Consider the following 17,117-nt stretch of genomic DNA (forward strand, 5'->3'; position numbering starts at 1 on the left):
GAGCATCACTGTCACTTTTGTTACCTTAAAAAGATGTGTTTACACTGACTATCAGCCACTTATATTTACAGATAGTAACTTCTGAATCGGAAAGTAGATTCTGCGTGGGAAAGTGATATATATAATAGTTGAAAAAATCTCTCCAATATATAGCAAAACTATAGAATACTCCAATTATTATAGAAATTTATCTCCATCTTCGCAATTATTATGAATTTTGACAGAAATAGCATGCAGAATATGATCTTTTAAGGCATTTATTATCTTATGCTTTTCCCCACTACCAGTCGTTGACAAACGAAGTAATGGCAAACCATACACTTCAAGGATATGGTCTTTCATTTCGTCACGTCGATGTTGAGCAGTTTCTTCATTATGGAAGTTGTACCCATCTGTCTCAATTGCCAATAACGGTTTCTTGCTAACATGGTTTACTATAAGAAAGTCAAGATGGGTTGCATAATGAGAGATATATTTGCGCTCTTCATCATTGAGAAGCGACCAGTCTCTTATAATGGTCCTTAGCGGAGTATGACAGAATACGCCCAAGTGAGAATATTCAGGGTACTCACGCAGGATGTTCTCAATCAATGAGAATGTCAGGTTTTCTGAGTCGTATTCTGAGATGTTACGATGACCGGCAAGAAACGCCATACGTTCTGCTGTATATTGACTATAGAGATAATCGAAAATAGAACTGATTTTACTCTCCGTTACTGAGAAATTGTTGTAGGCGATATAGTCTATAAACTCCGTAATATTCCCTTTTCGTTCCTGCTCGTTACCCGAAACGACCAAGTAGAAATGTTTCTTTGCTCTTGATATGGCAACATTCAACAAATTGGGATCATCAGCAAACTCGGATATCTCGTCATCCACGACACTCATGATGATGGTGTCCTTTTCTCGTCCCTGATACTTATGAATGGTGGCGGCCTCTATAGTGGGAATCTGATGATTAAATTCATTCACCTGTTGGTTATATGGTGTAATGATACCAATATCCGTTTCATCTTGCAAGTTTGGCATGATTTCCTCCTTTACCACATCAATCTCGCGCTGGTTATAGTGACCACGCGTATGATGTCCTGGAGCTGTTTTGATGGCTGTCAGTACGTTAGGCTCATCATTGTCTTCCGTCACAATCAACAGATTCCCACCATAGAAACGCTGATTGCAAAAGTTGATGATTTTGGGATGACAGCGGTAGTGCTCCCTGAGCAAGGTTTGCTTGACGTTTGGCATGACTGCACAGACAGACTGCAGAAAGCTGTACTTTGCACAGTTGTACCCTTCCAGCACTTTATATTCTTTGAATATAGTGTCCAATTTCAACTTATCTTCATCTGTTACCACGTTAGGGAGCTGGAGAGTATCACCCACTATTACAGCGTTTCTGGCACAAGTAAGAGCCAAAGCACCCGTTTCGATAGAGACCTGCGAGGCTTCGTCCATAATAAGGTAATCATAAACCATGTCAGGAACAGATGTTCTTGCAGAAAACGTTGTGCTCAGGACAACTGGGTATTGATTCAATAATTCTTCTGCATGAAGGTGCAATTCTTTTACGTCATTAAACACCCTGCGTTGATTCTTGCTGTATTTTCCATTGAGAGAATTTTTCAGAACTGCCATCGAATGATCAGTTAGAGCGGATGACAATGCCTTTGCGTTATAGGAGGCGAGCTGACTCGTGTGGCTGTCTATGAGAACGGTTAATTCCTTAATTCTCACAATATAGTACAATGCCTGTAGCTCCAAGATGGTCGGCAGAATATTGTTTCTATCTAACGGCGACTTTACGCCAAGAAGATATTTTCTGGCAAAATTCATCCAAACCCACTTGATGCGTTCCACGAATTGGCCAAATGTACTGGATGTAACAGCATCGCCTTCAGCGTAGGCCTGATAGCGGAACCAAAGATTCATAATACGTTGGGATTTAGCAGTTCTTTTTGGCGAATAGATTTCTTCGTCTATCTGATTGTCCTGCTTAAAATGCTCCCACTCCAGTTCTATGGCCTTCAGTTCTTGCTTCGTAGAAGCCAAACTCTCTTGCAAATCAAACACTTTCCGCAGTTGTTTCAGAGTATCCCCCACTCTTCGTTTCTCTTGGAACGAATCTGTCATCGACAAACTCCATGTCTGCAATTCATCTGGAACAACAGGTTGGTTATTGACAAAGACTTCTTTGTTTTCCCTCTTTCCTAATGATGCCACAATGAAGTCCAGCCCATACTTCTGCAATTTCTCCAGCACATTGGCTGTTGCAGAGTTATTGTTCGATACTACCATCACCGTTTTTCCCTGTACCAAGATGTTGGCAATGATATTCAAGATGGTCTGAGTCTTTCCTGTTCCTGGAGGACCTTGAATCACGCTGATTTGATTCTCAAAGGCAGCAGTAACGGCTTTCTCTTGACTGGAGTTACAGCCAAAAGGAAAAATCAGGTCAGATACCCGATGCCTCTTGACATGATATACATTTGGGTTAAGATATGGGACTGCGGCCAACTCCTTATCAATGAAGTCTATCTTTTCATAAAGCGCAGGAAGGATGCCACCATGCTCTTCATCCTTACCCAGTTCATTAACCTGTGCAATACGCTTTAGAAATTCAAAAGCATTATTTGCGATGTCGTCTGCCAGACACGATTCTACCACATGAATACTACCATGAAGGTAGTCTTGAACATAACCATTGTTGAATGTAATACGCCAATGCGTTTGTTCACCATGTTGGAAGGAACGAATGTCTTCAACATTATGCTGTTCTCTTCCACCGATGTAAACCTTACAATACAGATGATCATGCCAGACGGCATCCTTCAACCAAACCACATCATTATACCTGTAATGATATGTACGAGGCGAAGACTTGAACTTTACGTCGTACACACCATTACCGCCCATCTGGAACTGCTCTATCTGCAAAGCCTTGGGCTGACCTTTAATGATTATGAATGAGTTTGGCATTTTACAATCCATGATTACACCTTCTTCTTAGCGTCCTCTTCTATCATCTTGATAGAATCAAGATTCGCCAGTTCCACTGCTGTCGCCACCATCCGAATCGTCATTCAGATTTTTCAACCGCTTCACGGGTTTCGACGCACTTGTCTTTTGCCCTCTTGACGAACTTGTAAGAATTCCTTTCGAGTTCCCTCTTCGCTCAATTCCTTAAGCGAGTATTCACACTCACCCTGCCTTCCTCATCCTTATACAGTATCAGTTTATTCTCTTTGTCCATCTTTCGTATAACGCGTTTAATCCGTTCTGTATTACATCTTATTGCGCTCTTTGAGATGCTCAGGCGAGCAGAGCTCGGAGTTTTTCTTCCAACATCCATCTCACACCTTTTAGCCTCCTTCCTGCGAATCAAAGCGCTTATCCCTGAGATCCTGCAGTCCCTGATGATTCTGTCATTCCACAATCTCCCAATGACCGCTATAACCACTACCCACATAACGGATATGCGGCATTTTGGCAAGATGACGCTTGATAGTTTTTGAACTTCGATTACTCAATTTGGCCAAATCTCCTGTTGAGATTTGAGGGTTATTTCGGATCTGTTTCTCTATCCAATCATCAAGTTCATTATCTTGAGGGACATCTTGAGGGACACCCTTTACAGGCCTCTTAAATATCACTACAACAAAGCCACCATTGACTGTCCATGTTGGCGCTGCTACACCTCTCTTCTGGCAAGCCTCCATGATGCGCTTCACCCCCGAGCCCCAGTTCTCAATATATGTTGTACTATATAGCACTGTATCAGTTCCTTCAGTTCATCTATTGTAAGTGCCATATATTCTTATAACGTTTTTATTCCGTTCTTATTTCCGTGTCTTCGAAGTCCGTAAATCCGTAATACTTTCAGCCATCTTCAGCGGATCAAGGAACCGTCCCGTAATTCTGCACATTCTTATTCTCTTTCCGTTTCATCTTTTCAAATATTACCTTTCGTAATCCTAAGCTTGATTCGATTGTCATATTGGGAGAAGATAACATTATTATCCACATCCAATTCATTCTTTGCGACAAATTCATTATACGAAAGGTTCGGAGCATCCCCTATTATAGCTTGACTTTTATACTCAGAATGTCTCTCAACCGTTGAACTGATTAGCCTCAATATAATCTCCCTTATGAGTTCTGAAAGTAGGACATAATCGTAGTAATCATTTAATACTGCATCGTGTACTAAAGTGTTCCTAACCCCTTTGATGAGACACTTTATTTCTTTTGTCTGTTGGATGTTTAGCTCATCAAGAATAAGATAAAACTTAGATGTTGCAGTACTAACATCATTAAGTTTGTTTATTGCATTCTTAAAACTTTTTTTATTATCAACAGGAATATCATCATGTCTTTCAAGTAAATCTATGTACTGCTCTTTTATATCCTCAAAAGTATCTGGTGAGATTTTTGTTGGTGTTTTCTTTTCCTTTTTATGTATGCTGATGTATTTTTTGCATAATCCTTCCAACACCAATATAAGAATAAATGCACTATCTTCGCAATAGAGTAGTTGTTGAGCAGAACATAGGTGATAGACGAACTTGTTGAGATCTAGCAAATGATTCCACCTGACATAATTGTCAAATTCAAAAAGAATAGGGGCAGGCCGAAATACATTTGCGTTTCCACACGCATAATATGAACGTCCCGTGTTTTCGGTTCTGTTATACGAGTATATTCTAAAGAAGCCATTATAATATTCTTTGGTAATTTGTACCTGCGCCCCATTAATTAGAGATAAGTATCCAGCTAATGAGTAGCGAAATAATTGAAACAAGTCTAATGTCAGAGTATTGTGCTCAACAGTTTCATTAATGGGGAAAGTTGCAAACATTACACTTGTCTCAGCATCTTTTTGTATATGAATATCAAACGGTGCGTCATTAACCATCAGACTTGTTACTGGCCATGATGGAATAAGCAAATCTAAACCCCAGAAATCAATTCTCAACAATTGTATAGGCGAGAGATCTTTATCTTTATCTTTTTGATAAGAATAAAAAACATCCTCTTCATGAACAGTAATATAGTCAAAACACTTAAATGTCACCTTCTTCTCCTTGGTTGACATTTTTGTATATGCCATGAAGGGTATTTCTATTTCAATATCATCGAAAGACGACATTTTTGCACTCGCAGGACAACCTAAACTATTGTAGTTAAAGAGGACGAAATCCTCATCATTGAAAATATGAGTTTCAAGGTACAATATTCCACAATCATCCATTACTCTACCAAACTCACATTCCATTTCCCTATAAGGTTCATGCGATTCACGGTCGAGTAAAGAAAGCTCAATTTTACGGACTTTGTATAGTTCTTTCATAATGGAGATTGAATATTGATTCGCATTTCGTTTTTATAGAATATTATACCCCTCCGGCACCAGATGCAGCTTGTTGATTGACTCATAGGCAGAAGAAAGGGAATCATATACCTTCAGCACGTCGTTGTAATCCCAATACTTCAAGTCATCACGAATTGCTTTCACGCTGGCTGCTTCTTTCTTGATTTTCTCTATCTGCTTGGCATCCGATACTGCCACAATACCCTGAACTGACGGGTTGTTCTTTGCCCTCATCAAGTTCATCAACAGGCTGTCGATACTGCCGTTTGTCTGTACTTCAAAGACGTATGTCACGCGCCCCATATTACCTACTGACACTTCCCAGATGGCATCAACAACAGCACCGTCGGCAACCTTCTTCTCTCTATAAGCCTTAAAGCCGAGGAATGAACCAATGTCGCAGATACGGTCGCGCACATCATTATGCACAAAGGTCTTCTGCTTCTCCGTCTCAGGTTTTTCTTCTTCAATTACTTCATCTATAGGAATATCTATCTGCAACTCTTGCCAATAGAAGTAATCCAAGGCAAGCATATTGTCAATTTCGGAATATCCCTTCGACTTAGCCAGTTCAACGAGCGACTTACCAATCTTGCAGAGATAAGCATACCGTTTGCCATCGAGACTTGCATTCTGCTTGGGAACCTTTTCTATCCCTAAAGCGAGAAAAGCCGTCAGCGATTTTCGGTTCCACAACAGATACTCATCAGGATTGAACTTGTTCAGCAGTTCGCTCATAATGGCAGGGCCAATACCTTTGATTTTACTGCGGAAGTCGTCCCAGCGTTTCTCTATGGAATGTTTGCTCCAGAACAACTCTGTCAGCTGCTCACGGATTAACTCCATTCCGTTGCTTTCCACAATGTTGTCGATATAATACTTCTTGTTGCCCCATATTCGCATAGCCCAAAGTGGAGCAATCAGCTCATAGAATTCTTCTTCCGTAAGCTTGGCAAATCTTTCCTTCGAATAGGCTTGCATATCTTCGCACATAGCACGACGTTCGGTGAAGTCCTGCTCAACCTGCTTTTTGTTCTCTTTCGCCCACTTCTGATACTTCTTGAGCGTATCCAAATATAGTTTCTCGTTCATATCGTTAGGTATTTAGTTCGAATTTATAACATTGTCAATAATTGTACGCAATTGTTGGTTATTGAGTTGATCCCTAAAGTTGACATTTAACTCAGGATAGTCCTCACGAAGCTGATTAAAAAACTTCTCGGCACAGCTAATTTTCTTCTTCTCAACGTCTCGTAAATGTGCAGGCACATCAACACCTTTGGTCTCGACAATGATATTCAGTTCCTTAGTGCCATCTGTCTTCTTTACCATATACATAAAGTCAGGGCTATACGAGTCGTTTGTAATCGTTGGAATAGCAATACTCTTACGTGGAATCTTTCCAAACACGATGACCTCGTCAATATCAGAGGTCCTAAGATTTGTCTGCTCCAATTCACTGTCGTATGTGTATGCATCGTAGAGGTATCTGTCAGCCACTCTTGCACTATCCAGATGATTGCCAATGTAACTCTGCACGATGTCTTCATACAACTTGCCGTTCTCGTCAGTAAGCCTTGTACGCTTTACGTCATAAGCTGTCTGCTTATATTTAAACTGACTCATGGAGTTTTCTATCTTCCAATTCGTGATATTGCTGATGATACGAGCCAGCGACTGATCGTTAATCATATCTTGTGAAAAGGTCGGCTTTGTACCAATACCCTCACACATTGCCTTGTGAAGCGTACGGATAGGTACGCTTGTGGCACGATTGATTCGCTTTAGGAATTCGCTATAAGGCATACGGTTTCCTGTTGTCTGATATGAAACGCCCGTATCTTGAACGTAGGCCATTTTTCCATCGTCAGTTTCCACTATCTCTCTTTGACTGGTAATGATGCTCTGTGCGAACACACCATCGCTGAACAGCATTGGTAGTGCTTTCTCCAATTCTTTCTCCAGCAAGGGGTCGAAGAAGATGATATACCTCTTATTGATCTTCATCCAAAGGTCGCGCAGACGGTCGAACACCTGCGGACGAATCTTAATTTTATTGGTATTCTTCTTATTACGGTCAATCACTTTCGACTTGGGTAATCCTGTATTAGCAAACTCTGGGTATTGATTATACAACTCACCCAACATATCACCATTTACTGTTCCCTGCAAATCTTTTATGAAGCCCTTTTGAGCCAGTTCCATCATCAACTGGAACTGATCCACACCTCGTTTCTCTGCTACCCGTTGAATCAGCTCCATAGGAATCTTATCCGTGATAGCTACTTGCTGCGACTGGCCGTTTATTTCAGCAACCAGTTTGGCTGCAAAGTCTGCTTCGTCGAAATCTACAATATAGTTCAGCAGGAATTCTTCGCTGCTGCGATTACCATATTCATCAACTGGCAGGCGCAATCCACGACCAACTTCTTGCAACTTACTAATTTCGCTACCACTGGAACGTAGCTTGCAAATGGTAAACACATTGGGATTATCCCATCCTTCCTTCAGCGTCCACTTTGAGAATATAAAACGACGTACGTTCCAACTACCATCTTCGTTCTTGAACGACAACAGTTGTTTCTTATCGTGCAGAATCTCCTTCACTTGCTGAGCTATCTCCTCGTCGCTGTTTTGGTTATCCTCTGCAAAATAACCTCCATGACAAGCATGAGGGTCTTTCAGCGTTGCCTCCAAGTATGCCTTATAATCGTCTGAGCAAGGTTTGCTAAGTTCTATCTTAATGCGTTCTTTCAGAAGCGACTCAAACTTCTCTGCCAACCAACCGTTTTCCTCTCCCTCTCCACGATACGAACGAATGCTATCGATAAAGAACAGGGCCAGTGTCTTCATGCGCTGAGGACGCTCAAAATTCAAACGCTCCGTTTCGAAATGCCGCTGAATAGCCAACTTCACCATTTCCTCCTGATACGACTGGGCATAGACAGACGGACTGAAGTGTTCGCTGGTATGGAACTGCTTGCCATTAGAAAGTGTCACCAAACCTTTCTCTACCGCAGCCACGCTGACGTTCTGCATCTCTGGTGCCAAAGTGATAGGGTCATCAGCTTGCAGCACCTCCGTTCGATTGCCATATTGCAACGTCACCTTGCGTTCGCGCTCATTAATCTCTTTGATGATAACACGTTCGCGCTGCTGTCCCTGCAACTCAAAATGCTCCTTGGCAACGCCTTTAATCAGATTCTGCGAAAAAGCCTCGCAGGCATTCAGGTCGTAGAGCAGATTCAGATAGTCTTTCGTTACAAGTTTATTCTTACCACGCCCTACGGTTATCTCAGGAAATGTGGCACCATAGCGCAGTATCAGTTGCGGCTTCAACTCATTTAGAATTTGCGTGTAGGCCGACTGGGTGCGGTTAAAGCGGTGAGGTTCGTCAATGATGACAACAGGATGTGTAGCCCTCAATGCATCGAATGGACGATAGAAGCCCAACACACCAAAGTCGTAATCGTTGCGTTTCAATATCTGTGCATTCGTCAGCAGAGCCATGTTCAGCAACAGTACATATATCTTATTGCGCTGTTGGCAAGAACCTTCCACGAAGTTGCGCACCACACCAGGGAAATACCGCTTACCTTTCTTCGTCTTTGCAGCCTCCAATACGCCAACTTCCAGGTCACAATCATAACCACAGGCGTTCTTGAAGTGATGCTGCACATACAGGTCGCTCAGAAATTGCTCTGCGCCTGCCTTGATAGGCAGCGAGGGCACACAGACGATGAATTTATTCAGGCGATAGCGCTGGTGCAACTCAAAAATGGTCTTGGTATAAACATACGTCTTACCTGTACCCGTCTCCATCTTGATATCAAGATTCAGAGGGGCGCCCTCTTCTGGTTCCTGCAACTTCTGAGGCTGATTTGGCAGCAGTTGTTTCTTCACCTCAAAGATAGGTGCACTAAGCTGATAGCGGTTCGACCACGACATTAGCGGATTGGCATAAAAGTCTTTTGGCGACTGCCAATTCACTTCCTTTAGTGCGTCACCTACAGCCTCTACAGGCAATTGCTGGTGCCGCAAATTGTTTTGTAATATCAGTTCCATATCCCCTTAGTAACGCACGTCGATAATGATGTTCTTATCCTTCACCAGATTGATGGTTGGCTTGTTCTTCTCAAGCATATCCTTAGCATTGTGGCCGAAACTATAGCCAAACAGCACGATGCAGTCGGGATTAAACGCAGGATCACTCTGATAGCGATCTACCAACGCTGTCATAGCATCTTCCGTAAAGTCAGCATCCGTCAGATAGAGATGGCGTCCGCAGAGCGTTGCGTGATATTTGTCTAGCACGACATCCTGTGTTTTAGCACCCAATCCGTAACCATCATTAACAAGCCATGTTTCCAATACTGTATCACGTCCAAACATATTCAGCGTATCGTCAGTACTCAGAATAACGTTGGGGTCAAAGGTTTCCAGCTTGTCGAGTGTATTCTGAGGCACTTCCTCCAGCGTGTAATGCTTAAAGCCCAAGTCGCCTGCAAACAGCGGATTCTCTTCCTTGATTTTCTTCGCAGCACGCTTAATGCGCTCCATGCCGATTTCATCGATGGTGCGGTAGCCTGCTTTGTATGCTGCTTTTGTACTGCTTATTTTTTCAGGTAACTGAACAAGAATAAACTTTCTTGATCCTTCATCAGCAGCATTTAAATTCATAATAGCATGTGCAGTAGAACTGGACCCACCAAAAAAATCTACAACGGTAAAGTCCTTTCCGTCTACGAGGCTAATTAAGTATTCCAACATCGAAACATTTTTAGGATTGTTAAACAATCCACTCTTCTCCATTATTTCATTTAAGGTTGTAGTTCCATCGTTGGTAGAAAACTCAATAATACTCTTTGAATTAGATATGGTTTCTTTTATATATTTAAGTGTTCCATCTTTTTCAAAAACGTCATCTTCTGAAATAAACGTTCTTTTAACGATAGTATATGAATCAGAGCCCGACAATTTCTTAACCATTAACTCTGGAGAATCTTTAGCTCTATCCATCTCCCATGTCCATGCGCCCAAATTACCTCTAACTCTAGGTGGACGTATCGCAATATAACCAGCATTGATAAGATCTAAATTGTCTGCATATACAACAGACTCATCATTTGACGTTTTTGCAAGTTCTTTGTCATAGTCTTCCAAGACCTTGACATCTTTTGTCTCTGGATGATAATAAAAGGTATATCCTAAATTTTCACGGCTATTCAAAGTTCCACCTTCTCCTCGTGTCGTAATTGGGTCATTCAGATAAAAGTACTTATCTCCTTCTTTGAATACTGTCTTTTCTGCAAAAGACTGTCTACCTAAAGTTGCAGATAGTTTCCCACCTTTGACAACCTGGGATCTCCTATAACAATATATAAACTCATGATTCTTTTGAATATTTAAAGTATCATTTTTAGAGTTTAATTTATTTTGAATAATTGGTCCAATACCATTTTCTTCTCCAAACAAATAGTCGCATAACAGTTTTAAGTTTGCCTGCTCATTATCGTCAATGGAGATAAAGATTACGCCATCTTTTGACAGCAAGTCGCGAGCCAACTGGAGGCGAGGCATCATAAACGTCAACCAAGCAGCGTGGCTGGCACGATGGCCACTTGTCATTGCAATAATCTTCTCGGCCTCGTCAGGGCTGATGCTCAACTTTTTCTCTAACTCCTCTGCCGTAAACTTGAACTTGTCGTTATACACAAAACCGTCAGTTCCTGTGTTGTAAGGCGGGTCGATATAGATGCACTTCACCTGACCGGCATAGCTCTTAGTAAGATGATGCAGCGCATCGAGGTTATCGCCACTGATATAGATATTCTCGCTGTTGGCGTTCTCAGGCTTCGCGTTGTGCTCTGTGTCAGGGCGAATCACCGTCGTGGTATCCAGCGACGACAGCATACGGGCATAACTCTTACCCAAGAAGTCATAACTGCGACCTTCACGAGTGACATCCACCTGCGGCTGAATAGCCTCACGGAACTTGTCAATATCGAATTCCCCTTGGCTATTAAAGCATTGCGGGAAGTACTCCTTCAATCCAGCCATCTCCCTGCTGACAGGGCTTGCTGTCTCGTTCTTGTTAATAATATGTTGTATCATTGCTCAATATTTTTTTCTTTGGATTTATCTTAACTCTTTTCTATCAGGTCACTTATTGCAGCCATAATTTTCTTGTTTTATTTCTTTGGCAGTTTCTGAGTATCTGTCTCGCCATAGAGATCCTTCTGCTCAACGTTGTAGTTGGTCATCTCCGTCGCCAGGTTCTTGGCGGCAATGGTCAGAGTTGGCAGGCGGTCAGCAAGGGCTCCACTCTTAATATGGAACAGGCATCTTGATCCCATTAACGTGTATTTTTTGCACGTTATTTTCACGTTCTAATTCTCCTTCTTTAAAAACATTGATAACATGCCTACGGATGTTGGATTCTTCTTTGTCAAATAGCATTGCCATCTGACTAGTAGACAGCCACACTGTCTCATTCTCCAAACGGACATCCACCTGCGTCTGTCCATCCTCTGTCTGATATATGATGATTTGATTATTCAAGTCCATAAACAATACTCACTTGCCATACATATTCTTCTCCGAGCTAGCTTGGGTACAAAGATAGCGATTTTTCAGCAGATATCATTTTGTTTTGATAAAAACATGAACAGAGAGGCAAAAATATTTGTCTTTTAACAAATCATCGCTTCAAATTATCAATACCATCATTATGCCATAACACAATTGATGTGTCTTTTATGAAGCAAATTGTATAGTCGTAAAATTTACAGCCATAAAATTTCATAAAGAGGTCCTATGAAGATGTACTCATCGATTGTTAATCGACAAAATTGCAGGTATCTATAAAAAAAAGCCCCAAAAAGAGTAGTCTAAACAGATTATTTGATAAAATGTTTGTTATATTAAACATTTTTATTTATCTTTGCACCCAATAAGATACAATTATGGGAAAGAATACATTTGGTAAAACGATGCCAAGGGCATTGAGCCAGAACCTAAAGATTATGGGCGAGCAAATCATGTTGGCCCGCAAGCGCAGACATTTGTCTATGCAGGACATTGCAGACAGAGCTACTGTGACACGCCTAACTGTCTCAAAGGTGGAACATGGCGACCCAACGGTTTCTATGGGTATCTATGCACGTGTTCTCTTTGCACTTAATCTGGAAAATGACATCACCCTGCTGGCTGCCGACGATGCTCTTGGCAGACAGCTTCAGGATGCAGAATTGTTGGGAAAATGAAAAGAATTATAGTTTATGCAGATTTTGACTTCCTAACCTCTCCCGAAGAGATTGGAACATTAGGCTACGAACATGTTCGTGGCAAAGACCATTTTGTCTTTGAGTATTCGCGCCAGTGGCTAAAACAGCATGGCGGCATTCTGTTGAGCGGTGACCTAATGAACGTTCCTTCTTTGCAGCATCCTCGTGGTAATGATAATGTCTTCGGCTTCGTCAAGGATTCCTTCCCCGATCGCTGGGGGCGTTTGTTGCTCGACCGCAGAGAGCGACTAACTGCCCAACAAGAAAGTAGGCCGAAACGTATGCTTACTAATTACGACTACCTCATAGGGATTGAAGACTTTACGCGCATGGGTGGCATACGTTACAAAGAGGAAGAAGGTGATGACTACATCCGCTCCAGCTCTGCTGGCTTGCTACCAACGGGACGCAAGAACGCGAGTGCAAAATACCTTGTTCCCCCAATTGAGAGTCTCCGTGCCCTGTGCGATGCTAGTCATGAGATTGAGTTGGCTGAAGAACGTAACGAACTACCAGAACAACGCTGGCTCGACCAGTTGATTGCCCCGGGAAGCTCACTTGGTGGTGCTCGTCCTAAGGCCAACGTGGTTGATACTGACGGAAAACTGTACGTGGCAAAGTTCCCATCAAAAAAGGATCTGGAGAATACGGAGCTTATTGAGCACTTCTCGCATCAACTTGCGGCAAAAGCTGGTATCAACGTGGCAAAGACGCGCACCATCAAGATATCAAAGGACCGTAATCTGCTTCTTTCTGAACGCTTCGATAGAACAGTAGAGGGCTGTCGCATTCATTTTGCTTCCGCTATGTCGTTGCTTGGTCTTGATGATGGAGCCGGCAGCGGCACAGGTAACGGCTATCTTGACATCGTTGATTTCATTCTTCGTGGGTGTACCGATGTGCGCCAGAATCTCCGCGAACTCTATCGCAGAGTGGCATTTAACGTCATGTTTGGCAACACCGACGACCACTTCCGTAATCATGGTTTCCTGCTCACCCCGAAAGGCTGGACGCTCTCTCCTGCATACGACATCAATCCAGGAGCAAAGTCACATCAATGCTTGCTTATAGACTCATACACAGAAGAGTCGGACATCAATGTCCTACTCTCTGCAAGCGAGAGCTACATGCTTGAACACCAAGAAGCATCAGAAATTATCGAGGAGGTTCGTGCTGCAATCAAAGACTGGCGCAAAATCGCTACAGAAATACAAATACCCGCAAAGTTGTTAGAATCATATTCTATTCGTTGGGATGAACTATAAAAAGTAGCAAATTCTGCACGTTTTTCGTGAAAAATGTGTAACCTTGCAGCGCAATTGAAACATGTAGCGTACAGAGAGAAACTCGTTGAAATCCAGCGGGATAACACTTTCTCAAAGGTCATTTCCTTTACGCCCTTGTTCTTGCTGATATCTTCGCAAAACGTATTCCAAATTCGCTTCATCTGTACTCTATTAAAAAAACTATTAACATTGTTTTTATTGTGCCCTTTTAGCGTTCTTGCTTCTTCCATCTCCGAACCTACTACGAACCCACTCCGAAGGCATAAGCCTACTTTTGGTTTCAAGATTCACGTATAACTTCGTTAATCACCTCCCAGTGACCTGTTTTATCAGAACCGACACGACGTATGTGTCCATGAATCTGTAGTGACTTGACTGTTCGGGCAATGGTTGGGCGCGAGACGCCGCAAGTTGCCGCCAGTTGTTCATAAGAGTAATCGGGATGCGTACTAATAGCATCCAGTACCGCTTGTTCAGTTTTGGACAACAGAGAGGTATTCGTGCGTTTTACAGTATCATTTACAGTATCATTTACAGTATCATTTACAGTATCATCGTCTCTCATCAGCCTTAGCAGGTCGAGTTGGGTGGCTATCACACGGTCGGCAAGGCAGCGACTCAGGTCTGATGCCTCGTTGTCCCAACATGCCACGAACACCATTCTGAGCAATCAGATAGCAGGCATATCGGGTGAGCACAAAGTCCTGCGCTTCACGTTGTGTCCCTTTGGCCAAAGCTATCATTTTCGTGACCTCACGAAAATGGTCATCAACATTGATTCCCAGCGTTTTACATGATTCTATAGCACGACCTATGGCGCCGATACGAACATTCATTTCTCTGATATAGTCGCCTAAACGCTTGTATTCTGTTTTACTCATCGCTATTCTTGTTTGTCAGACTGATAACAACCTTTGCACCACGCTGAGTGGTATTCGCAAATTTTGTGACTACCACAGATTCTGCCCTTTCCTTCATTATCCATATGTTCCAAAAAGGAACATGTGCATTTTTTGCACAAGTTGACTCACAGTCAAGTTCTTCCACTTTATAGAGATTCTTCTTTTGAACGGTCAAGTATTCCTTTTTAGAAAGCGAAAACAGCAAAAGTCCCACTATATCGACAGATGAAGCGCAGTTTTCAGACCAAAAGTACGAAAAATATGTGATTACCCCTTCCCTCAGGAGGTTCGTTGGTCGGGATAGGAACGGTTTCGCACTGTCATAGTGCTGCTTTCGTCTTGTTATAGTTTCGCTTTTGCGTTGTCATAGCTTTACTTTTGATGTCCGTCCAGCCCCTAGATGTGACGCATCCAGCCCCTAGAACGGGTTGTTTTAGCCCCTGGATGCGGTCGTTCTAAGGGTTGGATGTAGAGCATCCAGGGGCTAGACCAGAAATGATAGCTTCGGTTTTAGACTTTAGAAACGCCACTTCTAGACTTTAGAATACGTGCTTTTAGACTTTAAAACGAACCTCTCCAGACTCTGGAAATGCCAATTCAAGACTCTGGGAGCACCGCGAAACCTACGCAATTGCAACTGAGCCGTTGAATCTCTTCCACATGCAGTTCGGCATTGATAAACGAAAGGAAGCAAAACGTGTCGATTTTGTATTCTGCGGAACGGACAACGTTATTGTAGTCGTGTGGCTGGATGCCGTTGCGTACACCGTTATTTAGGTTTTTACGCAACAAATAAAGAGGATGTGCCACTGTCTTGTGTGACACATCCTCTGTGATTATTTATCGGGGAACATAACCCCTCATTGTAAGGCAAAGTCTGAAACAGGCATTGACACTACTTGCGTATCACTTTATGTCCGTTCACAATGACGATGCCACGGTAGCTTCCCATTACCTTCTGACCGCTCAGGGTGTGAGCCTCTTTAAGCTGACCGTCAGCATGGATGCTGTTGATACCGTTGACTATCGGTGTGCCTACTTCCATGTATTTAACCTTATTTAACAACATGTATTAAAAGATAGTAACTACTACGTTATCACAATGAAGCTCGTGACTCTGCTGGCTATCAGAGTGTTCATAGCCAACACGCCGTTGGGTTCTTTAAAAGTCAACTATTCTTTTTATAGCTCTGTACAGCCCAACAGCCCATCAGCGCACCTATGGCCGCAAGGGCTAAGACTTGATGGGCAATTTCGAGCAAACCTCCACCGCGGATGAAGACGGTGCGAATAGCATCAATAAAGTAGTGCATGGGGTTGATATAGGTGGTAAGATAAGCCCACTGGGGCATGGAGCGCGTTGGGGTGAAAAGACCAGAAAGTAGCAAAATGCTAACCACAAAGAACCACATGACAAACATGGCCTGCTGCATAGTGTCTGAGTAGTTGGACACGATGAGTCCGAACGAAGAGAAAAACAGCGCCAGTAGCATAGCAAGCACATAGATAAGCCACACCGGACCGGCTGGTGTAATGCCATAGACAATCCATGCCAACAGCAAACAAACGGTGATGACAAACAGTGCGATGAGCCAGTAAGGAATGAGTTTGGCGAGGATGAACGACCACTTTGAAACGGGTGTAACGTTGATCTGTTCGATGGTACCAGCCTCCTTCTCGCCAACGATGTTGAGTGTAGGCAGGAAGCCCGTCATCAACATTATCACAATGGCAAAAAGCGCAGGAATCATAAAGAGTTTGTAGTTCTGGCCTTTGTTGTAGAGGAGAAGAGACCCACCCCCAGCCCTCCCTGTGAGGGAGGGAGCAGATACCTGCTGCCCTTGAGAGTAGCCACTCCCCTCCATTACAGGGAGGGGCTGGGGGGTGGGTCTTATTATCTGGCTCAGATAGGCGCTGCCCATAGCCCCCTTGGTGCCGTTGACGGCATTGGCTGCAATGAGATATTTACCATCACGTATTTCCAAAATGACATCGGCCCTGCCTTTCTCCACGTCCTTTATCGCCTCAGCGTAGGTAGCTTTCTGTCCACCAAAAATAAAGTAGTTGGAGGCTGCTATCTGCTGTACCAACCGTTGCGACTCCACTGTGTGATCGATGTCAACCACATCTACTACGATGTTCTTCACTTCCATCTGCATCACCCACGGCATGAGGCACATGATCACGATGGGGAATATGATAATGAGTTTGGGAAGAAACGCATTGCGGCGTATCTGCAGGAACTCTTTCTGTATAAGATATTTCAGTGTCATTA

At 42.9% G+C, this 17,117-nt stretch carries 11 protein-coding genes and 2 pseudogenes; 2 read left to right on the plus strand and 11 right to left on the minus strand.

Features of this window, described 5'->3' with window-relative positions; genetic code table 11:
- Window positions 1-177: 177 nt before the first annotated feature.
- The 7 genes and pseudogenes from L6472_RS07770 to L6472_RS07800 all read right to left on the minus strand — a co-directional run.
- Window positions 178-2,988, minus strand: coding sequence for an AAA domain-containing protein (locus L6472_RS07770; RefSeq protein ID WP_237803887.1), 2,811 nt, complete (start codon window positions 2,986-2,988; stop codon window positions 178-180).
- Between the two features lie 434 nt (window positions 2,989-3,422).
- Complete coding sequence (locus L6472_RS07775) at window positions 3,423-3,770, minus strand: ATP-binding protein (protein WP_237803888.1); 348 nt, start codon at window positions 3,768-3,770, stop codon at window positions 3,423-3,425.
- A gap of 179 nt (window positions 3,771-3,949) precedes the next feature.
- Window positions 3,950-5,347: a hypothetical protein gene (locus tag L6472_RS07780; RefSeq protein WP_237803889.1), complete on the minus strand. Its 1,398-nt coding sequence runs from the start codon at window positions 5,345-5,347 to the stop codon at window positions 3,950-3,952.
- 33 nt (window positions 5,348-5,380) lie between these two features.
- Entirely contained in the window at window positions 5,381-6,460 is a 1,080-nt protein-coding gene (locus L6472_RS07785) for a hypothetical protein (protein WP_237803891.1), read from the minus strand.
- Window positions 6,461-6,472: 12 nt separating this feature from the next.
- Window positions 6,473-9,433, minus strand: coding sequence for a type III restriction-modification system endonuclease (locus L6472_RS07790; protein WP_237803892.1), 2,961 nt, complete (start codon window positions 9,431-9,433; stop codon window positions 6,473-6,475).
- Between the two features lie 6 nt (window positions 9,434-9,439).
- Window positions 9,440-11,482, minus strand: a complete 2,043-nt coding sequence (locus tag L6472_RS07795) for a site-specific DNA-methyltransferase (protein WP_237803893.1) — start codon at window positions 11,480-11,482, stop codon at window positions 9,440-9,442.
- A gap of 107 nt (window positions 11,483-11,589) precedes the next feature.
- Window positions 11,590-11,685: pseudogene (locus tag L6472_RS07800) on the minus strand (DNA damage-inducible protein D); the annotation flags it as partial.
- A gap of 648 nt (window positions 11,686-12,333) precedes the next feature.
- Between L6472_RS07800 and L6472_RS07805 the strand changes: the two are divergent.
- Both L6472_RS07805 and L6472_RS07810 read left to right on the plus strand, forming a co-directional pair.
- Window positions 12,334-12,633, plus strand: a complete 300-nt coding sequence (locus L6472_RS07805; RefSeq protein WP_237803894.1) for a helix-turn-helix domain-containing protein — start codon at window positions 12,334-12,336, stop codon at window positions 12,631-12,633.
- Window positions 12,630-13,919 carry a type II toxin-antitoxin system HipA family toxin gene (locus L6472_RS07810; RefSeq protein WP_237803895.1) on the plus strand — a complete coding sequence of 430 codons (1,290 nt, stop codon included), beginning with the start codon at window positions 12,630-12,632 and terminating at the stop codon, window positions 13,917-13,919. Before L6472_RS07805 ends, L6472_RS07810 begins: the two co-directional genes overlap by 4 nt.
- 301 nt (window positions 13,920-14,220) lie before the next feature.
- Here L6472_RS07810 and L6472_RS07815 read toward each other — a convergent pair whose 3' ends face one another.
- The 4 genes and pseudogenes from L6472_RS07815 to L6472_RS07830 all read right to left on the minus strand — a co-directional run bounded on the left by L6472_RS07815 (window position 14,221) and on the right by L6472_RS07830 (window position 17,115).
- Window positions 14,221-14,505: a MarR family transcriptional regulator gene (locus L6472_RS07815; protein ID WP_237803896.1), complete on the minus strand. Its 285-nt coding sequence runs from the start codon at window positions 14,503-14,505 to the stop codon at window positions 14,221-14,223.
- 91 nt (window positions 14,506-14,596) lie between these two features.
- Window positions 14,597-14,788 (minus strand): annotated as a pseudogene (locus L6472_RS07820) (DNA damage-inducible protein D); the annotation flags it as partial.
- A 949-nt stretch (window positions 14,789-15,737) separates the two neighbouring features.
- A complete protein-coding gene (locus L6472_RS07825; RefSeq protein WP_237803897.1) occupies window positions 15,738-15,911 on the minus strand; it encodes a hypothetical protein in 174 nt (57 codons plus the stop codon).
- A gap of 100 nt (window positions 15,912-16,011) precedes the next feature.
- Window positions 16,012-17,115: an ABC transporter permease gene (locus L6472_RS07830; RefSeq protein ID WP_237803898.1), complete on the minus strand. Its 1,104-nt coding sequence runs from the start codon at window positions 17,113-17,115 to the stop codon at window positions 16,012-16,014.
- Window positions 17,116-17,117: the final 2 nt, after the last annotated feature.

The sequence above is a fragment of the Prevotella sp. E13-17 genome, assembly GCF_022024035.1.
GTDB lineage: Bacteria > Bacteroidota > Bacteroidia > Bacteroidales > Bacteroidaceae > Prevotella.